The sequence below is a fragment of the Labrys sp. KB_33_2 genome (genome assembly GCF_052114505.1).
Lineage (GTDB): Bacteria > Pseudomonadota > Alphaproteobacteria > Rhizobiales > Labraceae > Labrys.
This window is the reverse complement of sequence record NZ_JBFREW010000005.1, coordinates 256,613-277,035: the sequence shown is the minus strand read 5'-3', so window position 1 is coordinate 277,035 and position 20,423 is coordinate 256,613. Positions and strand designations below refer to the sequence as shown.

Annotated in this window: 19 protein-coding genes; 13 read left to right on the top strand and 6 right to left on the bottom strand. The window is 65.7% G+C overall.

Annotation, left to right across the window (positions count from 1 at the left end; genetic code table 11):
• Positions 1-4: 4 nt before the first annotated feature.
• The 5 genes from AB4037_RS11645 to AB4037_RS11625 are packed head-to-tail and all read right to left on the bottom strand — an operon-like array spanning position 5 to position 5,428.
• The gene (locus AB4037_RS11645) at positions 5-1,270 is read right to left on the bottom strand and encodes an acyl-CoA dehydrogenase family protein (protein WP_441771619.1); all 1,266 of its coding nucleotides are present in this window, start codon (positions 1,268-1,270) and stop codon (positions 5-7) included.
• Between the two features lie 39 nt (positions 1,271-1,309).
• A complete protein-coding gene (locus AB4037_RS11640; RefSeq protein ID WP_441771618.1) occupies positions 1,310-2,755 on the bottom strand; it encodes an LLM class flavin-dependent oxidoreductase in 1,446 nt (481 codons plus the stop codon).
• Between the two features lie 12 nt (positions 2,756-2,767).
• Positions 2,768-3,130 (bottom strand): acyl-CoA dehydrogenase family protein, encoded by a 363-nt coding sequence (locus AB4037_RS11635; protein WP_441771617.1) that lies wholly within the window; start codon positions 3,128-3,130, stop codon positions 2,768-2,770.
• Positions 3,060-4,010, bottom strand: coding sequence for an acyl-CoA dehydrogenase family protein (locus AB4037_RS11630; RefSeq protein ID WP_441771616.1), 951 nt, complete (start codon positions 4,008-4,010; stop codon positions 3,060-3,062). The genes AB4037_RS11635 and AB4037_RS11630 overlap by 71 nt, the downstream gene beginning before the upstream one ends.
• Positions 4,007-5,428: an NtaA/DmoA family FMN-dependent monooxygenase gene (locus AB4037_RS11625; protein WP_441771615.1), complete on the bottom strand. Its 1,422-nt coding sequence runs from the start codon at positions 5,426-5,428 to the stop codon at positions 4,007-4,009. Before AB4037_RS11625 ends, AB4037_RS11630 begins: the two co-directional genes overlap by 4 nt.
• Before the next feature lie 332 nt (positions 5,429-5,760).
• Here AB4037_RS11625 and groES point away from each other — a divergent pair, with 332 nt between their 5' ends.
• From groES to AB4037_RS11590, 7 genes are all read left to right on the top strand, one after another.
• Positions 5,761-6,048: a co-chaperone GroES gene (groES, locus tag AB4037_RS11620; protein WP_322433050.1), complete on the top strand. Its 288-nt coding sequence runs from the start codon at positions 5,761-5,763 to the stop codon at positions 6,046-6,048.
• A 75-nt stretch (positions 6,049-6,123) separates the two neighbouring features.
• Complete coding sequence (gene groL, locus AB4037_RS11615; RefSeq protein WP_441771614.1) at positions 6,124-7,752, top strand: chaperonin GroEL; 1,629 nt, start codon at positions 6,124-6,126, stop codon at positions 7,750-7,752.
• Between the two features lie 102 nt (positions 7,753-7,854).
• Positions 7,855-9,435, top strand: coding sequence for an ABC transporter substrate-binding protein (locus tag AB4037_RS11610; RefSeq protein ID WP_441771613.1), 1,581 nt, complete (start codon positions 7,855-7,857; stop codon positions 9,433-9,435).
• Positions 9,436-9,450: 15 nt separating this feature from the next.
• Entirely contained in the window at positions 9,451-10,398 is a 948-nt protein-coding gene (locus AB4037_RS11605) for an ABC transporter permease (protein ID WP_322433053.1), read from the top strand.
• Entirely contained in the window at positions 10,398-11,273 is an 876-nt protein-coding gene (locus AB4037_RS11600; RefSeq protein WP_441771612.1) for an ABC transporter permease, read from the top strand. The genes AB4037_RS11605 and AB4037_RS11600 overlap by 1 nt, the downstream gene beginning before the upstream one ends.
• A 23-nt stretch (positions 11,274-11,296) precedes the next feature.
• On the top strand, positions 11,297-12,217 hold the full coding sequence (locus AB4037_RS11595; protein WP_434959989.1) for an ABC transporter ATP-binding protein: 921 nt from the start codon (positions 11,297-11,299) through the stop codon (positions 12,215-12,217).
• A 3-nt stretch (positions 12,218-12,220) separates the two neighbouring features.
• Positions 12,221-13,018: an ATP-binding cassette domain-containing protein gene (locus AB4037_RS11590; RefSeq protein ID WP_434959988.1), complete on the top strand. Its 798-nt coding sequence runs from the start codon at positions 12,221-12,223 to the stop codon at positions 13,016-13,018.
• Positions 13,019-13,033: 15 nt separating this feature from the next.
• Here the strand turns inward: AB4037_RS11590 and AB4037_RS11585 are convergent, their stop codons facing one another.
• Positions 13,034-13,546 (bottom strand): OsmC family protein, encoded by a 513-nt coding sequence (locus AB4037_RS11585; RefSeq protein WP_434959987.1) that lies wholly within the window; start codon positions 13,544-13,546, stop codon positions 13,034-13,036.
• Between the two features lie 214 nt (positions 13,547-13,760).
• On the opposite strand from AB4037_RS11585, the gene AB4037_RS11580 reads away from it, so the two are divergent.
• The 6 genes from AB4037_RS11580 to hisD all read left to right on the top strand — a co-directional run bounded on the left by AB4037_RS11580 (position 13,761) and on the right by hisD (position 20,423).
• Entirely contained in the window at positions 13,761-14,540 is a 780-nt protein-coding gene (locus AB4037_RS11580; RefSeq protein ID WP_434959986.1) for an SDR family NAD(P)-dependent oxidoreductase, read from the top strand.
• 283 nt (positions 14,541-14,823) lie between these two features.
• Complete coding sequence (locus AB4037_RS11575) at positions 14,824-15,963, top strand: ABC transporter ATP-binding protein (protein ID WP_434959985.1); 1,140 nt, start codon at positions 14,824-14,826, stop codon at positions 15,961-15,963.
• 52 nt (positions 15,964-16,015) lie between these two features.
• Positions 16,016-17,122, top strand: a complete 1,107-nt coding sequence (locus AB4037_RS11570; RefSeq protein WP_441771611.1) for an ABC transporter substrate-binding protein — start codon at positions 16,016-16,018, stop codon at positions 17,120-17,122.
• Positions 17,123-17,309: 187 nt separating this feature from the next.
• Positions 17,310-18,254, top strand: a complete 945-nt coding sequence (locus tag AB4037_RS11565) for an ABC transporter permease (RefSeq protein ID WP_441771610.1) — start codon at positions 17,310-17,312, stop codon at positions 18,252-18,254.
• Positions 18,251-19,051 carry an ABC transporter permease gene (locus AB4037_RS11560; RefSeq protein ID WP_434959982.1) on the top strand — a complete coding sequence of 267 codons (801 nt, stop codon included), beginning with the start codon at positions 18,251-18,253 and terminating at the stop codon, positions 19,049-19,051. The genes AB4037_RS11565 and AB4037_RS11560 overlap by 4 nt, the downstream gene beginning before the upstream one ends.
• Positions 19,052-19,091: 40 nt before the next feature.
• On the top strand, positions 19,092-20,423 hold the full coding sequence (gene hisD / locus AB4037_RS11555) for a histidinol dehydrogenase (protein ID WP_441771609.1): 1,332 nt from the start codon (positions 19,092-19,094) through the stop codon (positions 20,421-20,423).

Genomic DNA, 20,423 nt, shown 5'->3' with positions numbered 1-20,423 from the left:
GCGCTCAGGCCTTCGCCGGCGGAGTGAAGACGCGAGGCTTCGGCAGCGTCTGGTTGAGCGCGAATTCGCCGATTTCGCGCAGGCGATAGGACACCGGGTCATGCACCGTATGGGTGCGTACATTGCGCCAATAGATGTCGAGACCGTATTTGTTGGCTGTCGAGCGGGCGCCCGTCGCCTCATAGATATCGGCGGTGACCTCAAGCGAGACCTTGGTGGCGATGACCTTGGCCTGGTCGATCAGAAGGGCAAGCTCGCCCCACGCTTGCGCCGTCAGCGCCGGGCCGGCCAGCAGTGCCGCCTGATAGAGGGCCGCGGCCTTGTCCGCCAGGGCCACGCCAGCGGCGATGCCCGCCGACAGGCGCCCGAAGAGCTGGAGATGGTAGGGATCCTCGGTAGCCCTTTCCAGCCCCGACTCGGGCCAGGGCCGGCCATGGCTGCGCACATAGGCGGCCGCAGCCTTGAGCGCGCCCTCGGCAATGCCAAGATAGAAATTGACGAAGATCAGCTGGCTGAACAGCACGCGCAGCCCGTCGCGCTGCTCGACATCGCCGACATAGTGGTCGAGACCCGACAGGAGGTCCGCGTCGGTCGCCTCCACTCGATCGAAGATCACCGAGCCGCTCGCGGTGAGGCGCTGGCCCAGATTGTCCCAGTCGCCCTCGAAGCTGATGCCCTTGCGCGAGGGCGGGACCTGGAAATGCACCCGCTTCTCGCCGTCCCACACGGTGACGGTGAGGATCTGCGCGATCGAGGCGCCGGTGGCGAAGGTGCGCCGGCCGCTGATCAGATAGCCGTTCGCGGTCTTCTCCAGTTCGGCCTTGGGATCGCGCGGATTGCTGACGCCGCCCTGGAACCAGCCCTCCTCGGCAACGCCGCGAGCCGTGCCCTGCCATTGTTCGGGCGTGCCGAGGATGTAGCTCCACACCCCGTTGGAATAGTGATAGGCGATCAGTTGCCCGATCGAGCCGTCCGCTGCAGAGATGATACGGCTGATCTCGAGCGCCTGCGCGAGATTGGCGCCGGCGCCACCCAGGGCTCGCGGCACGGCAAGGCCGAGAAGGCCAGCCTTGCGCAGGAGCCCGATCTCCTCGAACGGATCCTGGTTGGCGCGGTCGCGTTCGAGCGCACTGGCCGCGAGTTCGGCGGCGACACGTTCGGCGCGACTGCGCCACTCCGCGAACTCCGGCTCCGAAAGGCCGGCATAGATCTCGATGGCGGCATCCCTGCGCGTATCGCGCAGGGCGCTCACGGTTGCGTCATAGGCCACTTTGTCTCGTCCTTGTTCAAAACTGTCGGCAAATGGGGGTCACTCGGCCGCGGTCGCGGCCGGCACGTCCCGCGTGGGGACAAAACGGGTGAAGTCGCGGAAGGAGGCGCCGCGATGGTTCTCGCGCAGCCGGCGCTGGCCATCGCCCTGGAAGCGTTCGCGCAGGGTCACCGGCGTCACCGGCCGCTCGCGGATGCGGCCGCGCTGCCGAAGCTCGGGCACGACGAAGCGGATGAAATCCTCGAAGGAGCCGGGGCTGATGGCATAGGCAAGGTTGAAGCCGTCGATGCCGGTCTCGTCGGCAAGGCGCTCAAGCGCGTCGGCAACCTTCTTGGGCCCACCGACCAGGGTGGGATGGATGCCGCCAACGCCGATATAGTCGGCGACATCGCCCACGGTCCAGCGCCGGTCGGCATCGATGCTGGTGAGGCTGGACAAAGCCGAGCGGCCGGCATTGGTCTCGATATATTCGATGGGATGATCGAGGGGATATTGCGACCAGTCGACCCCGGTCCAGGCCGAGAACAAAGCGAGCGCCGCCTCCACGCTGGTGTAGGAGAGATAGTCGCGATATTTCGCCTCGGCTTCCTCGTCGGTTTCAGCCGTCACCACGCTGATGGCGGTGATGAACTTGATGGCGTCGGGCGCCCGGCCGAGTTCGACGGCGCGCGAGCGGATCTGCTCGATACGCCGGCGGATCGACGGCGAATTGGTACCGCCCAGGAAGACGACTTCGGCATTCTGCGCCGCGAATTCGCGCCCGCGCGTCGAGGTGCCGGCCTGGTAGAGCAGGGGCGTGCGCTGGGGGCTCGGCTCGGACAGATGCGCGTCCGGCACGGTGAAATAGGTGCCGCGATGATGGATGGCATGGACCTTGGAAGGATCGGTATAGATCCCCCGCTTGCGATCGCGGATGACCGCATCCTCCTCCCACGACCCTTCCCACAGCTTGTAGGCAACGTCGACGAACTCCTGGGCGCGGTCATAGCGCTCGTCATGATCGATCTGGCGTTCGAGGCCGAGATTGCGCGCGGCCGACTCCAGCACGGAGGTGACGACATTCCAGGCAATGCGCCCCTTGGTGAGGTGGTCGAGCGTGGTGAACTTACGCGCCAGCAGATAGGGCTGCTCATAGGTGGTCGACACCGTGATGCCGAAGCCCAGATGCCGGGTTGCCGCCGCCATGGCCGAGACCAGCAGCAGAGGATCGTTGACCGGGGATTGGGCGGCGGTGCGCAGCGAGGCATCGGGCGTGCCGGCATAGACGTCCAGGTGTCCGAGCGCATCGGCCAGGAACAGCCCGTCGAAGCCGCCTTCCTCAAGCAGCCTGGCGAGGCCGATCCAGTAGTCGATGTTGGTGTAGGTGTCGGCCCGGTCGTCGGGATGGCGCCACAGGCCCGCCGAGACGTGGCCGACGACGGCCATGCCGAAGCCATTGAGCAGAAAGGGTTTCTTGGCAGCAATCGGCGGTGATGAAACGGACATCGTTCAAACCATTCACGAATAATAGGTGGGTGGAGGAACCGTCCCGTTGAGGGCGTAGTCGCCCACTTCCAGGACCTTGTAGTGCACGGGATCGTGCAGCGAGTGGGTGCGCACATTGCGCCAGTAGCGATCGAAGGAGAGCGCCCTGGTGGTGGCCCGCGCGCCCATCAGCTCGAACAGGCGGGAGGTGACCTCCAGCGCCACCTCGGTCGAGTGCACCTTCGACTGGTAGGCGATGGCGGCGACCTCGCCTCTCTCCTGCTCGGTCAGAGCGCTCCCGCGTTCCACCGCGCGCTGGGCCGCCTCACCCGCCGCATCCGACAGGGCGATGGCCGAGGCCAGCGCGACGGAGAGCCGGCCGAAGCGCTCGACCACCAGCGTTGTCCTCGCTAGCCTTGGCGACCGGGGAGGAAAGCCAGGGCCGCGACCGGGTCTGGATATAGTCTCGCGCCTCCTCGAAGGCGCCGAGCCCCGTGCCGAGATAGAGTTCGCCGAAGGCGAGCTGGATGATGGGCACATGCAGGGTCTCGGCCGGCGTCTGCGGGGCGTCCTCGCGGCGATGCGCGACGAGGTCGTCCAGGCTCACCGCGACATTGTCGAAACTGGCGCTGCCGGAGACGGTCAGGCGCTGACCCATATTGTCCCAGTCATGGCCGAAGCTCAGGCCCGGCGCGGGATTGGGCACCACGAACTGGCCGATATGGCCGCCGGCATCGCCCCCGCCGATCTCCGTCCCCGGCGCGAACCGCACCCAGACATGCAGGGTGTCGGCCACCGCCGCACCGCTGGCAAAGGGCTTGGAACCGTTGAGCACGAAGCCCGTGCCTTGCGGCGTCGCGCTGATGAGCGGCTCATAGGCGGCCTGGGCCACGCCACCATGGAACCAGCCCTGCCGGAGGAAGCCCTCCGCGCGCCGGGCAAACAGCGCCTGGTTCGCGCCATTCCGGCCCAGGGCCGTGCCGAACAGATGGTAGGTAGCGATCTGGGCGATGGAGGTGTCGCCCTTGGCCAGGATGCGGATGATCTGCAGCACCTGCCGGGTGCTGGCACCGCCCCCGCCAACCGCTTCTGGCAGGAAGATCGTCAGCAGTCCGGCCTTGCGCAGCAAATCGATCTCCGCCACCGGATCGGCACCGGCGGCATCGCGCGCCGCCCCCGTCCGCTGCAGTTCCGCCGCGACCTGCTCGGCCGCCTCAACCCAGAGCCGAAACCGCTCCTCCCTGCTCAGGCCTGCCCGCGTTCCATCGGCGCTCATGACCGGGCCTCCGCCGTCTGGGCTGCCGGGAAGGCGAAGCGGGCCGCGGGATGGTCAGGCGGCACCTGCGGGGAATCGGTGCCGAACAGGCGGCTGCGCAGTGCCCCGGTCCGGCGTTCGCGCAGGCGCCCGCGCCGGTCGAGCTCAGGCACGACATGCTGCGCGAAATCGCGGAAGCTACCGGGATTGACGATATGGATGAGATTGATGCCGTCGGTATCGGTCTCGGCGAGCCAGGCGTCGAGATCGTCGGCGACCCGGGCCGGCCCGCCCACCAGCGCCTTCACCCGCCCGAAGCCGCCATCGGGCAGGAAGGCCTCGCGCAGGGTCCAGCGCCTGCCCGAAGCCGGGTCGTCGAACATGCGCAACAGGGAGCGGTTGGCGTTGGTGTCCCGATAGCGCAGCGGCTCATCGAGGGGGTGACCGGCAAAATCGATGCCGGTGCTCGCCGAATAATGGGTGATGGCGCCTTCCAGGCTGTAATGGCGGCGATAATCGTCGAACTTCGTGCGGGCCGTTTCGTCATCCCCTGCCGTGACCACGGCAAGAGCGCTGATGAAGCGGATGGCTCCCGGCGCCCGGCCCGCCTCGCGGGCCAGTTCCTTGATGCCGGCGACATTGCGCCGGATGCCGGCGGCGTCGGCCCCGGCGACAAAGACCACCTCGGCATGGCGCGCCGCGAAAGCCTGTCCGCGCGGCGAGCCGCCGGCCTGGAAGATCACTGGCACGCGCTGGGGGCTGGGCTCGGAAAGATGCGGGCCGGGAACGGTGTAATAAGGGCCGCGATGGCCGATGCCATGCACCTTGGAGGGATCGCTATAGAGCCCTTCGGGGTGGTCCGCGCTGCCGCGGTCGCGCAGGACGGCATCGTCCTCCCACGAGCCCTGCCAGAGCTTGTAGGCCACTTCGAGGAATTCGTCGGCGCGGTCATAGCGCTCGTCGTGAGGGTATTGGGCCTCCAGCCCCAGATTGCGCGCGGCACTGTCGAGCTGGGAGGTCACCACGTTCCAGGCGATGCGCCCGCGGGTGACATGATCCAGCGTGGTGAATTTGCGGGCGAGCAGATAGGGCTTTTCGTAGCTGGTCGAGACGGTGATGCCGAAACCGAGATCGCGCGTGGCCGCCGCCAGGGCCGAAACCAGGAGCAGGGGGTCGCCGAGGGGAGATTGCGTGCCGGTTCGCAGCGAGGCCTCGGCGCTGCCGCCATGCACGTCGAGCAATCCCAGCGCATCGGCGATGAACAGATTGTCGAAGCGACCCTCGTCGAGGATCCGGGCGAGCTCGATCCAATAGTCGAGATCGGTATAACGGTACGTCTCATCCTCGGGGTGTTGCCACAGCCCGTAATTGACATGGGAAACCGAGTTCATGGTGAACCCGTTCAAAATGATCGGTTCGGCGGACACGACGTACGTCATCCATTTCTTGAGCAAAGCGCGTTCATAACTGAACGCTTTTTTGCTCTAACTCATTGTTTCGGCGCGTCTTTGCGGTTCTTGGTGAGCCCGTCGAATCGCAAAACGCTTTGGGGGAAGTTTGGTTCGCCGGGATGGCCGCGTCTGCTGTCGCCGCAGGCTGCGTCCGGCAACCGATGGAGGTATGATTACGCATCAATTACATATTGTCTATATATTTTGTATTCTTTTTATTGACGACGGCGCTTGACCCGCCCTAGCATGGGTTCAAGCCGCAAAACCCGCCTGAATCAGGCGGCAGATCGCGGTGCTTCAATCAATCTGAGGTAGAATCCATGAGCTTTCGACCGCTCCATGATCGCGTGGTCCTGCGTCGCCTGGAAGGCGACGAGAAAACCAAGGGCGGCATCATCATACCTGACACCGCCAAGGAAAAGCCCCAGGAGGGCGAGGTGGTCGCCGTCGGCCCCGGCGCGCGCGACGAAAGCGGCAAGCTTCAGCCGCTGGACGTGAAGGCCGGCAACCGCGTGCTGTTCGGCAAATGGTCCGGCACGGAAGTCAAGATCGACGGCCAGGACCTGCTCATCCTCAAGGAAGCGGACATCCTCGGCATCATTGCCTGACGTCCCCTCCCCCCTTTTCACAGTCAGAGAGGCCCGGAGCGCTTTCGTCACCGCCCGGCCCGAAGGAATTCAACCATGGCAGCAAAAGACGTCAAATTCTCCTCCGATGCCCGCGAGCGCCTGCTGCGCGGCGTCGACATCCTGGCCAATGCCGTCAAGGTCACGCTCGGCCCGAAAGGCCGCAATGTCGTGATCGAAAAATCGTTCGGCGCGCCGCGAATCACCAAGGACGGCGTCACCGTCGCCAAGGAGATCGAGCTCGAGGACAAGTTCGAGAACCTGGGCGCCCAGCTCCTGCGCGAAGTCGCCTCCAAGACCAATGATCTTGCCGGCGACGGCACCACCACCGCCACGGTCCTCGCCCAGGCCATCGTGCGCGAAGGCGCCAAGGCGGTGGCGGCCGGCTTCAACCCCCTCGATCTCAAGCGCGGCATCGACCTCGCCGTTACGGCCGCGATCAAGGATATCGAAAAGCGCGCCAAGAAGGTCAAGTCGTCCGAGGAAGTGGCCCAGGTCGGCACCATCTCGGCCAATGGCGACAGCTCGATCGGCGCCATCATCGCCACCGCCGTCGACAAGGTCGGCAATGAGGGTGTGATCACCGTCGAGGAAGCCAGGAGCCTGGAGACCGAGCTCGACGTCGTCGAGGGCCTGCAGTTCGACCGCGGCTATCTCTCCCCCTATTTCGTCACCAATGCCGAGAAGCTGGTGGTGGAGTTCGAGGACCCCTACATCCTCATCCACGAAAAGAAGCTTTCTTCGCTCCAGCCCTTGCTGCCGGTGCTCGAAGCAGTGGTGCAGACCGGCAAGCCCCTGCTGATCATCGCCGAGGACGTCGAGGGAGAGGCGCTCGCCACCCTGGTGGTCAACAAGCTGCGCGGCGGGCTGAAGGTCGCCGCCGTCAAGGCGCCGGGCTTCGGTGATCGCCGCAAGGCCATCCTGGAGGACATCGCCGTCCTCACCGCCGGGGAGACGATCTCGGAGGATCTCGGCATCAAGCTCGAAAACGTCACGCTCTCCCAACTCGGCCGCGCCAAGCGCGTGCGAATCGAGAAGGAGAACACCACCGTCGTCGACGGCGCCGGCAAGAAGAAGGACATCAGCGCCCGCGTTGCCCAGATCAAGGCGCAGATCGAGGAGACCACCTCCGACTATGACCGCGAGAAGCTGCAGGAGCGCCTGGCCAAGATCGCCGGCGGCGTCGCGGTGATCCGCGTCGGCGGTTCGACCGAGGTCGAGGTCAAGGAGAAGAAGGACCGGGTCGACGATGCGCTCAACGCCACCCGCGCTGCCGTCGCCGAAGGCATCGTGCCCGGCGGCGGGGTTGCGCTGCTGCGGGCCAAGACCGCCGTTGCCGAGCTCAAAAGCGAGAACGCCGACGTCCAGTCCGGTATCAACATCGTCCTGAAGGCCCTGGAAGCGCCGATTCGCCAGATCGTCGAGAATGCCGGCGTCGAGGGCTCGATCGTGGTCGGCAAGATCACCGAGAACAAGTCGGCGACCTTCGGCTTCAACGCCCAGACCGAGACCTTCGTCGATCTCCTGGAGGCCGGCATCGTCGATCCGGCCAAGGTGGTACGCACCGCCCTGCAGGATGCCGCCTCGATCGCCTCGCTGATCGTCACCACCGAGGCCCTGGTGACCGAGCTGCCCCGGGAAAAACCGCCGGTCGGCCCGCCGGGCGGCGGCATCGGCGACTTCTGACGCCGACATCAGGCAGGCGGATCGCCCCCGGCCTTCCGCCTGCCGCGACGCACCGTTGCCCGGCGCGTCCGCTCCTCTGACTGGAATGAATGGAAGATTACGATGCGGTTCGTTTCCCTGGGCCTCAGGCTGAGCCTCGCCGGCGCCCTGTTCGCCCTCGTTCATGGCGCGGCCCTCGCCGACGACGCCGACAAATATGGCGGCACGCTGATCGTCGCCCAGAACGCCGAGATCACCAATCTCGATCCAGGCCGGGAAGGCGGCTGGGAGACCTTTCGCATCGCCCGTCACATCCACGAGGCGCTGGTGACCGAGGACCTGTCGAAATCCGGCGCTGAGGTGAAGGTGCCGCCCTTGAAGGCGGCCCTGGCCGAATCCTGGGAGATCTCGCCGGACGGGCGGGTCTACACCTTCCATTTGCGCCGCGGGGTCAAGTTCCATGACGGCACCGATTTCAATGCCGAGGCCGTAGCCTTCAACATCCGCCGCGGCTGGGATCCGAAATTCGAGTTCTACGACAAGATCAGCGCCGCCAACCTCGCCTATACCTATTCCTCGCTCAGCCGGATCGACACGCCCGACGACCACACCGTCGTCCTCACCTTCGCCGAGCCGTTCAGTCCCTTCCTGCGGATGCTCGCCCAGGGCAGCGGCGGCTCGGGCGGCATTGCCAGCCCCACGGCCATCCGCAAATACGGCAATGACGGCTATGCCGAGCATCCCGTCGGCACCGGCCCTTATCGCTTCGTCGAACGGGTCCGCGGCCAGAAGGTCGAGATCGAGCGCTTCGACGGCTATTGGGGCGACAAGCCCTTCCTCGACCGCATCATCTTCCGGCCGATCATTGACGGCAATGCCCGTGTCGCCGCGCTGGAGACCGGCGAGGTCGACATCATCTCCTGGCCGCCGCGCGACAGCGTGGCCAAGCTGAAGGCGGAGGGCTTCAGCGTCGACAATGTCGACCTGCCTTCGGTCTATTACTACACCTTCAACACCGCCAACGAGACCTTCAAGGATCCGCGCGTGCGCCAGGCGCTCGCTTTGTCGATCGACCGGGCCGGGCTGGCGCGCGACCTGCTCAAGGATACGGCCGGGCCTGCCTATGGCATCCTGAACCCGGGGAGCGATGCCTTCGACCCCTCCTTCCGCGACTATCCGCACGATGTGGAGAAAGCCAAGCAGCTGCTGGCCGAAGCCGGCCACCCCGACGGTGTCAGCGGCCTCCTGGAGATCTATGCCGGCGGCGAGCCGGTGGCCGAATGGATCCAGCGCGACGCGGCCAAGGCCGGCATCAAGCTCGAGATCCGCTCCTATGACTGGAACAGCTTCCTGGCCCGCAACAAGAAGAGCGGCCCCGAGGTTGCCCTGACCTCGATGGAATGGGGTTTTCTCACGCCCTATTGGCTTTACATCGTCGCCCACAGCCAGAGCAGCGGCAATACGGGCAACTACAACAATCCGGCGTTCGACAAGGCGGTCCATGAGGCGATCACCGCCGTCAAGGCCGAGGACATCAGGGACAAATGGCGCGAAGCCAACCGGATCCTGGCCGCCGATGTCGGCAAGCTGCCGATCTATTACGAGCGCACCCATTATGCCGTGGGCAAGAATGTCGGCGGCTTCGCCACCCCCGCCCAGGATTGGTACGATCTCAGCCATGTCTGGCTGAAGGAAAAGCAATAGGCCGGGGGTGCTGGGATGATCGCCCTCATCGCACGCCGCGCAGTCGCCTCGCTCGCCATTCTGGTGCTGGTGACCTTCCTCGTCTTCCTGGTGGTCTATTTCAGCCCGGGAGACCCGGTGGCGATCATGCTCGGCCGCGACGCCTCGGGCGAGACCGCCGACCAGATCCGCCGCGATCTCGGCCTCGACAGACCCTTCCTCGTCCAGTATGGCGCCTGGCTGTGGGGCCTGCTGGGCGGCCATTTCGGCACATCGATCACCATGCATGTGCCGGTGCTCGACATCCTTGTCCCCGCCTATGTCAACACTTTCATCCTGGCCCTGGCGAGCCTGGTGATCGCGCTGACTGTCGGCGTCCTGCTCGGCGTGCTCTCCGGCCTGCGGGCCGGGGGCTGGTTCGACCGGCTGGCGGCCGCAATCAGCGAGGGCCTCGCGGCGACGCCGGTGTTCTGGCTCGGAATCATGCTGATCTGGCTGGTCTCCAAGCAGCTGCGCTGGCTGCCTTCATCGGGCATGTACAATCTCAGGGGCTCCCATTCCCTGGCCGATCTTCTCGCCCATCTCGTCCTGCCGGCCTTCTCGGCCGCCGTGCTCGCCATCGCCATCATCATGCGCCTGACGCGCGCCAGCGTCATCGACGCGCTCAATGCCGATTATGCCAGGATGTTCGCCTCGGCCGGCATGTCGACGCCGAGGCTGCTGTTCACCCAGATCGCCCGCAATATCCTGGCGCCGATCGTCAGCATCGGCGGGCTGCAATTCGGCACGCTGTTCGGCGGCGTCATCTTCGTGGAGACCGTGTTCGCCTGGCCCGGCCTCAGCGCCCAGCTCTACAACGCCATCACCGCCCATGACATCCCGGTCATCCAGACCGGCGTCCTGATGATTGCCGCGACCTTCATCGTGATCAACCTGATCGTCGACCTCGCCCTGGTCTGGCTCAATCCGCGAGCAAGAGCCTGATGTCGCTCTCCCAAGCCTCGAATTCCCTCGGGCCATCCCCCACCGACGCGCCCATACGGCGACGCTGGATCAATCGCGGCGTCATCGGCCTTGCGATCATCGTCGCGGTGGTCGGCCTGGCAGCCCTGGCGCCCCTGATCTCGCCTTATGATCCCGACATCGGCGAAGGCGCCCTCCGGCTCGCACCGCCCGGCACGCCGGGCCATTTGCTCGGGCTCGACGGCCAGGGGCGCGACATCCTCTCCCGCCTGATCTGGGGCGCGCGCCTGTCCCTGATCGCCAGCATCGTCCCGGTCGCCATCGCCTTCATCGTCAGCCTTGGCCTTGGCCTCGCCGCCGGCTTCGCGCGCAAGCCTCTGGGCGAGGTGATCATGCGCGGCATCGACGTGCTCTTCGCCTTTCCGATGATCCTGTTTGCGATCGCCATCGCCGCCATGCTCGGCCCGGGCCTCACCACCATCATCGCCACCATCGCGCTGTCGCTGGTTCCCTATATGACGCGCGTGGTCTATTTCGCGGTGCTGGCGGAAACCGGGCGCGAATATCTGGATGCGGCGCGCCTGCTCGGCGCCGGCCGGACGGCCATCCTGTTCGGCGAGCTCCTGCCCAACGTGCTCTCGCCCGCCATCATCTACGCCACCACGCTGATCGGGCCGATGATCGGCTTTTCCTCCGGCCTCAGCTTTCTCGGACTCGGCATCCAGCCACCCTCGGCCGATTGGGGGCGGATGACCGTGGATGGCGTCGGCGTGTTCGCCGAGGGCGCGCCGCATGTGGTGATTGTTCCCGGCGTCGCCATCATCGTCGTCTCGCTGGCCTTCAACTGGCTCGGCAGTGGCCTGCGGAACTGGCTGGATCCTCATCACCACGCGTAATCGCACTCGTTGAAGGAGCGGCCATGTCGATCATTGCCCCCATTGCGCATCACAAGGTTCAAGCGTCGCCAGGCCCTTCGGATCTTTTGCGCCTCGCAGATCTGCACGTCACCATCACCACACCCCGCCGCACCATCAAGGCCGTCAGGGGCGTCGACCTCAATCTCCAGGCCGGCGAGATTCTCGCCCTCGTCGGCGAGTCCGGCTCGGGAAAGACCATGACGGCGGCCTCCATCGTCGGCCTGCTGCCGCGTCCTGCCGCCCGGATTACGCAAGGGCGCATCCTCTTCCAGGGCCGGGATCTGCTCGCTGCCGGCACGCGCGACCGCCAGCGCATCCTGCGCCAGGACATCGCCTTCATCGTCCAGAGCTCGCTGACCTCCCTGAACCCGACATCCACCATCGGCCGGCAGCTTGCCGACATGATCGCCTTCCGCAACGGGTTAGGCCGCAGCGAGGCCCGCCGCGAAGCTGTGCGCTGGCTTGGCGAAGTCGGCATCGAAGCGGCCGAACGCGTCATGGCCTCCTATCCGCACAGGCTGAGCGGCGGCATGCGCCAGCGCGTGCTGATCGCCATGGCGATCAACAGCCGCCCCAAGCTCATCATCGCCGACGAGCCGACGACGGCGCTCGACACAGCCACCCAAAAGCAGATCCTGGCCTTGCTGTCGCGGATCCGCGACAGCTATGGCACCGCCATCCTGCTGATCACCCATGATTTCGGCGTGGTGTCGTTCCTGAGCGACCGCATCGCGGTCATGCAGCAGGGACGCATCGTCGAGACCGGGCAGACCGCGCGGGTGCTTGCGGCACCTCAACATCCCTACACGGCGACACTGATTGACGCGGTGCCACGCCTGGACCATCCCCTGCCCCGCCCCATGCCCAGCGTGATCAGCGGGCAGGATCGGCCGGCCATCCTGGCCCGCGCAGCCGGACGATAAGCGATGGCGGCACCTCCCCTCCTCCAGGTCCGCGGCCTCACCCGCCGCTATAGCGTGCGCACCGGCCTGTTCGGCCCGCGGCACGAAGTCGTCGCCGTCGAGGATGTCGATTTCGCGATCGAACGCGGCGAGATCGTCGGCATCATCGGCGCCTCCGGTTCGGGCAAGTCGACGATCGGGCGCCTGCTGACCGGCCTCGACCAGCCCGACGGTGGCGAGATCCTGTTCGGCGGCGCCAGGATCGACAGGCTGTCCGACCAGGCGCGCCGACCCCTGCGCCGCCGTCTCCAGCTCGTGCTGCAGGATGCGTCCTCGGCCCTCAATCCGCGCCGACGCGTCGGCGTCCAGATTGCAACGCCGATGCTGCGGCTGGGCATCGCCGCCGACCGTGAGGACGCACGCGAGCGCACGTCCCGGCTCCTGCGCCTGGTGGGACTGAGCCCCGACGCGGCCGAGCGCTACCCGCATGAATTCTCCGGCGGCCAGCGCCAGCGCATCAACATCGCCCGCTCGCTCGGCGTCGAGGCCGAATGCCTGATTCTGGACGAGCCGACCTCCGCCCTCGACGTCTCCGTGCAGGCCCAGATTCTGGCGCTGCTGCTTGACCTCAAGCAGCAGCTCGGCCTGACCTATGTGTTCATCAGCCACAATCTGGCGGTGGTGCAGTCCTTCTGCGACCGCATCCTGGTGCTCGACAAGGGGCGCCTGGTGGAAAACCTGCCGTCCGGCACTATCACCAGGCAAGCCAGGGAGCCGGCCACCCGCCGCCTGCTGGAGGCAAACCTCTCCCTGTCCGGTTGAGGAGAATCCCGCGCGTCAGGCCATCCGGTGCAGCGACACGCTGGTCTTCGGGCCGTTCTTGATGGTCTGAAACACCACGCAATAGCGCTCGGTCAGCTTCAGCAACTGGTCAAGCCGTTCTTGCGGCGCCTCGGTGTCGACGTCGAAGCGAAGCCGGATCTCGGCAAAGCCGACCGGCGCCTCCCTGTCGACGCCCAGCGTGCCGCGAAAATCGAGGTCTCCCTCGGCGCTGACCTGGCCGGCCTTGAGAGGCAGGTCGATCGCCGTCGCCACCGATTTCAGCGTCACGCCGGCACAGGCCACCAGGGCTTCCAGCAGCATGTCGCCGGAGCACAGTTCCAGCCCGGATCCGCCAGTCGCCGGATGCAGGCCGGCGGTCGCCAGCGCCCGCCCGGTTTCAACCTTGCAGGCAATGCCCTCGCCATCGATCGAGCCCTTGGCTTTCAGGGTGATCAGCGCCGTCGTCGGGTCGGCGCGATAGCGCTCCTTGATCGGCGCCTGCATGGCGCGCAGTTCAGTCGAATCCATCTGTCCCTCCCGGACCATCACGATGTCGCGTTGGCGCGGACTATAGGCGCCGCACACCGCCTGGCAAATGCCTCTACCGTCCCCTGGGGTTCATCCCTGCAAGCCAGGCACCTTGCGATCCGCGCGATTTTGTCTGATGAAATTAAGTCAGCCTTCACCGACCCGATTGCAGAGCAGCCGGCGATCGCATTTGCCCGATGGCGAGAGGAGCACCATGTCGCGCCCGATTTTCGACCTCACCGGCCGCCGCGCCATCGTCACCGGTGCCAGCCGAGGTATCGGCCAGACCATCGCCGTGTCCCTGGCCGAGGCGGGCGCCGATGTCGCCGTGACGGCACGCCGGCTGGAGAATCTCGAAAGCACCCGCCAACTCGTCGAGGCAACGGGGCGCCGCTGCGTCGCCCTGGCCCAGGATGTCGCAGATGTCGAAGACTGCAACGCCGTGATCGGCCAGGCGGCCGAGACACTCGGCGGCCTCGACATCCTGGTCAACAATGCCGGCGTCGAGACCGTGCGCCCATCCTTGGACGTCGACGAGGCCTTGTGGGACAGCATCGTCTCGACCAACCTCAAGGGCGCCTTCTTCTGCTCGCAGGCAGCCGGCCGGATCATGGCCGGAGCTGATGGTGGGGGCCAAGGCGGAGCTATCGTCAATCTGTGCTCCCTCACCTCCTTCGTCGGCATTCCCACCGCGGTTCCCTACGGCGCCTCCAAATCCGGCCTGCTCGGGGTCACCCGCGCCCTCGCGGCCGAATGGGCTGTTCACCACATCCGGGTGAACGCGATCGCGCCCGGCTATTTCCGCACGGCCATGACCGAGGTGTTCTACCAGGACGAGGCGTGGCAGGGGCAGATGCTGGCGAAGATCCCGCAACGGCGCTTCGGCGAGCAGGCGGATATAGCGGGCGTCGCGGTGTTCCTGTGTTCGGATGCCGCGGCCTATGTCACCGGCCATTGCATCCCGGTCGATGGCGGCTATCTCGCCTCCATCTGATTCCGGGAGCAAGGCGCGTTCACGGGCGAACGCTTGCCCATTTTAACGTCGCGTTTCGACACGTCTTTGCGATTCAGGTGATTGCGTCTCATCGCAAAGCGCTTTGATCGCTTCAGCTTCGATCTTCATGCACTGCACAATAATTAGTCACAATAGCGGTGCGGGCAAGAATTGCGCAGACAGCGTTGACCGTATTTGTATGTAGCTGTATAGACAGCTTCGTGCTGCCGTGAATTCGGCCTGCGGGACCGAACGCGGCAACCCGGGAAGACAGGGGAACGAAATGGAATCTGCGCCCCTCGGCAGCCGCCTGTCTGGCGGAGCGAGCTCCTTTGCCGTGTCCGTGAAGGACGTCGCCATGGTCTTTGGCGATGTCCATGCGGTCAAAAGCGCATCCTTCGACCTGCCCAAGGGAAAATTCCTCACCATTCTCGGCCCGTCCGGCTCGGGCAAGACCACGCTTTTGCGCATGGTGGCCGGCTTCGACGCGCCGACCCGCGGCGAGATCTTCATCAACGGCCGGCCCGTCAGCGCCGTGCCGGCGCATAAGCGGGCCATCGGCATGGTGTTCCAGAGGCTGGCGCTGTTCCCCCACATGACAGCCGCCGAAAACGTCGCCTTTCCCCTCAAGATGCGCCGCCACGATGCCCGCGGCATCGCCACCAAGGTGGAGCGCTATCTTGAGCTCGTGCGCCTCGGCGGCTATGGCGCGCGCCGCATCAACGAATTGTCGGGCGGCCAGCAGCAACGCGTGGCGATCGCCCGCGCTTTGGTGTTCGAGCCCGACCTCCTGCTGCTCGATGAGCCGCTGGCCGCCCTCGATCGCAAGCTGCGCGAGGAAATGCAGCTGGAGTTCCGCCGTATCCAGAAGGAGCTCGGGGTGACGACGATCAACGTCACCCACGACCAGCGCGAGGCCCTGGTGGTCTCCGACGAGATCATCGTGATGAATGGCGGCCAGATCCAGCAGAAGGCCCGCCCGCTTGACGCCTACCGGACGCCGGCCAACGCCTTCGTCGCCAATTTCATCGGCGTCACCAATTTCATCGAGGGCGTCGCCGGTGCCGCGACAGCCTCCACCCTGGCCTTCACCAGTGCGGGTCGCAGCCTGGTCGGCGTAGCAGCCAATCCCGCCGAACCGCCGGCTCCCGGACAGGCCTGCCAGGGCGCGGTCAGGGCCGAGCAGGTCCGGATCGCGCCGAGCGCGGCGAAGCTGCAGGGCCTCGAGACCATCGTGGACGGCGTGGTCGAGGATTCCATCTTCGAGGGCGAGCGCATCGTCTACGAAATACGGGTTCCGGCTCTCGACGGCGCACTGCTGCGGGTCTTCGATCACGATCCCATCGCGCATCAGCAATTCGACCCGGGCGAGGCCGTCAGCTTGGGATGGAATGCCAAGGATATGCATGTCTTCAAGAAGTGACGCCAAGTCCAAGAAGTGACCCGAGAAGGTCCGATCCAGAGGAGAACCAGTGATGTCACAAGATCAGTTCCTGTCGGTTGAGATCCGCCGGCGCACTTTGCTCGCCTCCCTGCTGGCGGCGGGCGCGACGGCCGCGTTGGGCACGGGCCGGGCCATGGCCGCCGAGCCCGAAAAGCCCTCCGAAATCATCGTGCGCGCCTGGGGCGGCAGCTGGGTCGAAGCCCTGAAGGCGGGTGTCTCGGACAGCTTCACCAAGAAGACCGGCATCGCCGTGCGCCACGATTTGACCGAGGACAACGAAATCCAGCCCAAGCTGTGGGCAGCCGTGGCCCAGAAGCGTACCCCGCCGATCCATGTGAACTGGGACACCACCACCAATGCCACCAAATCGGCGCTGCGCGGCGTGACCGAGGATCTTTCCGACCTGCCCAACCTCAAGAACACCACCGAGCTTGCCAAGCCCGTCGGCCTCGACGGCTATCCGATCGTCAACACCTATGGCTATGTCTATGTGCTGGCCTATCGGCCATCGGCCTTCCCCAACGGAGCGCCCAAATCCTGGAAGGATCTGCTCGATCCCAAGCTGAAGCGCCGCATCGCGCTCTACAATGACGGCATCGGCTTCCATTTCCCTGCCCAGATCGCCGGCGGCGGCAAGCTGGAGGATATTCCGGCCAACATGCAGGCGGCCTGGGACTTCATCGCCAAGGTGAAGGAGCAGCAGCCCTTGCTGGGCGAGGATCCCGATTTCACCACCTGGTTCCAGAAGGGCGAGATCGACGCGGCCTGCACCATTTCCACCAATGCGCGCGAGGCCAAGAAGAACGGCATCGACCTCGCCTGGGTGGTGCCGGAGGAAGGCGCCAAGTTCGACACGGACGGGCTGTGGATTCCCAAAGGCCTGCCGGAGAACGAGCTCTATTGGGCCAAGCAGTACATCAACCACGCCTTGACCAAGGACGCCCAGCAGATCTGGCTCGACGGCCTGGGCCTGCCGGGCGTGGTACCCGGTCTCACCCCGCCGGCCGATCTCGTCAACAACCCCGCCTATCCGACCAAGGAAGAGGATTTCAAGCACCTCATCCGCATCTCGTCGCGGACGCAGGTAGAGAACGAGAGCAAGTGGTTCGCCAAGTTCAAGGAAATCATGCAGGGGTGAGACAAACCAGCCTTCTCCCCTCGCGGGATCTGGCACTTCCCATGGAAGTGCCTTAGGTCCCGGCAGGGGGATGAGGGGTGTTGGCAGATACCTTGCAAGGTTGCGTATCTCCCCTCATCCGACCTCGCTACGTTCGGCCACCTTCTCCCACAAGGGGAGAAGGCAGATTCCATCGAGGACCGACAGGATGCGCTCTTCGCGTGCCGCCTATCCCCTGACCTGGCGCATCATGGATGCGCTCGAGCGCCTGGCTGCCCTGGTGTGGCCGTCGAGCTTCAAGGCCGGGCTGCCCTATCTGATGCTGCTGCCCGCGCTCGTATTGGTCGGCCTTCTCGTGCTCGGCCTGATCCAGATGGGCGATGCCAGCCTGCGCGTCCTCGACACCAGCACCTTCCTGATGTCGGAGAACTACACGCTCGCCAACTACCAGCGCGTGGTGAGCGAAAGCTTCTTCACCGCCGTGGCCGGGCGCAGCCTGATGGGCGCCGTCATCGTGACGACAGCCACGCTGATCCTGGCCTTCCCCTATGCCTATCTGATGGTGCGCACGCCGTCCTCCGGCTTGCGCAAGTTCCTTCTGGTCGCGCTGTTCCTACCCTTCTTCATCGGCCAGGTGGTGCGCGCCTATGGCTGGCTGATCATCCTGGGCAATCAGGGCATGGTCAACGAGGCCCTCGGCCTGGTCGGCGTGGCGCCCATGCGCCTGCTCTACAACTATCCCGCCGTCCTCTTCGGCCTGGTCCAATACATGTTGCCCTTCGCCGTGCTGATGCTGGCGCCGGCCCTGACGGCGATACCGGCGGAACTGGAAGCCGCTGCCAGTTCGCTCGGCGCGGGCTGGGTGCGGACCTTCCGCCATATCGTCCTGCCCCTCGCCCGTCCGGGCCTCGTCGGCGCCGGCCTCGTCGTCGTCACCCTCTCGCTGACCGATTTCGCGGTGCCCGCCATCCTGGGCGGCGGCACGCAGGACTTCATCGCCAACGCCATCTACGACCAGTTCTTCCGCACCTCTGACCAGGGCCTGGGCGCCACGCTGTCGCTGATGCTGGTGGCGGTCGGTTCCATTCTCGTCGGCGTGGTGTTCATGCTGTTCGGCGCCGGCACGCTGGCGATGAGCGGAGAACGCAAATGACCGGCAGCACCAGCAAGTCCATCGTGATCTGGGGCTTCGTGATCGCGGCGCTGGTGATGCTGTCGGCGCCGACCATCGTGGTGCTGGGTGCCTCCTTCACCGCGGGCAACATCATCACCTTCCCGCCCGAGGGCTTCTCCTTGCGCTGGTACGGTGCCATCGCCCAGGCAACCGATCTGCGCCAGGCCTTTGTGCGCTCGCTGATCGTGGCGACGATCTGCACCCTCATCGCGGTGCCCGTCGGCACGCTGGCCGGCATCGCGCTCGCCAAATACAGGATCCGCTTCGAGCGCTCGATCCAGGTCTATCTGCTCCTGCCCTTCACCATCCCGCTGATCGGCTCGGGCATCGGCATGATGCTGGTCTTCGGCAATCTCGGCGTGCTCGGCCGGCTCTGGCCCGTCGGCATCGCCTGCTGCGTGATCAACCTGCCCTTCATGATCTGGGCGGTCACGGCCAGCGCCAGCAATCTCAGCCCGGACCTGGAACTGGCTGCGGCCAATTGCGGTGCGCCGCCCTTGCAGCGCTTCATCTACATCACTTTGCCCGCGGTGCTGCCGGGGATCATCACCGGTTCGCTCCTGATGTTCATCCTCGCCCTCAACGAGTTCCTGGTCAGCCTGCTGCTGGTGGATGCGCGTTCCGTCACGCTGCCGGTGCAGATCTACAACTCCATCCGCTCCATCATCACGCCGGACCTCGCCGCCATTTCCGTCGTCTTCATCGCCTGCGCCGGCCTCGCCATCGCGCTGCTCGATCGGCTCGTCGGCCTCGACATCTTCCTCAAATCCAAATGACGTCAAAGGCCGCCAGCGGCCGCGTATCCAGGACAGAACGATGACCTCAGCCCGCTTCTACGACTATGCCAGCCTCAGCGCGGAGGAGAAGGCCGCCCTGTTGCGCCGTTCGGAAACGGACATTTCCAAATTCATCGAGAAGGTCGCGCCGATCCTCGAGGCGGTCAGGACCGAGGGCGATGCCGCGCTGGCCCGCTTCGGCCGGGAACTGGACAGGGCCGAGGTGACCGAGGCCAACCTCAAGGTCACGCCGGCCGAATTCGATGCCGCCTTCAAGCAGGTCGATGGCGACGTCATCCAGGCGATCACCTTCGGCATCGACAATATCCGCCGCTTCCATGAGGAGCAGAAGCCCGAGGCCATGTGGCTGAAGGAAATCCGGCCGGGCGCCTATGCCGGCGACCGCTTCACCCCGATCCAGTCGGTCGCCCTCTATGTGCCGCGCGGCAAGGGTTCCTTCCCGTCCGTGACCATGATGACCTCGGTTCCGGCCGTGGTCGCCGGCGTTCCCAACCTTGCCATCGTCACGCCGCCGGCGCCCGACGGCTCGGTCGATGCGGCCACGCTGGTCGCCGCGAGGCTCGCGGGAGTGGAGACCGTCTACAAGGTCGGCGGCGCACAGGCGGTCGCGGCCGTCGCCTATGGCACCGAGACCGTCAAGCCGGCCCTCAAGATCGTCGGCCCCGGCAGCCCCTGGGTCGTTGCCGCTAAGCGCCTATTGTCGGGCGTCATCGATACCGGCCTGCCGGCCGGTCCCTCCGAGGTGATGATCCTAGCCGATGACACCGTGCATGGCGGCCTCGCCGCACTCGATTTGCTGATCGAGGCCGAGCACGGGCCGGATTCCTCGGCCTATCTGGTCACCCATAGCCGCCGGGTTGCCGAAGAGGCACTCGCCGCGCTGCCCGAGCATTGGGCCCGCATGACCGAGCAGCGCGTCACCTTCTCCAAGGCCGTGCTGACGGGCAGCACCGGCGGCGTGGTGCTGACCTCCTCGATCGAGGAGAGCTACCAGTTCGTCAATGACTATGCGCCCGAGCACCTGGAAATCCTGTCCGAGGAGCCCTTCATCCATCTCGGCCACATCACCGAGGCCGCCGAGATCCTGATGGGGACGCACACGCCGGTCAGCATCGCCAATTTCTCGCTCGGGCCGAATGCCGTGCTCCCGACCAGCCGCTGGGCCCGCACCTACGGTCCGCTTTCGGTGACCGATTTCGTCAAGCGTTCTTCGATCGGCTATGTCACCGCGCCGGCCTATGCCGAATTCGCCCGCCACTCCCACAAGCTGGCGCTCTATGAGGGCTTTTCCTCCCATGCCAATGCCGTCTCGCCGATCCGCGAGGCCTATCTGAAGAAGAAGGGCGGCTGA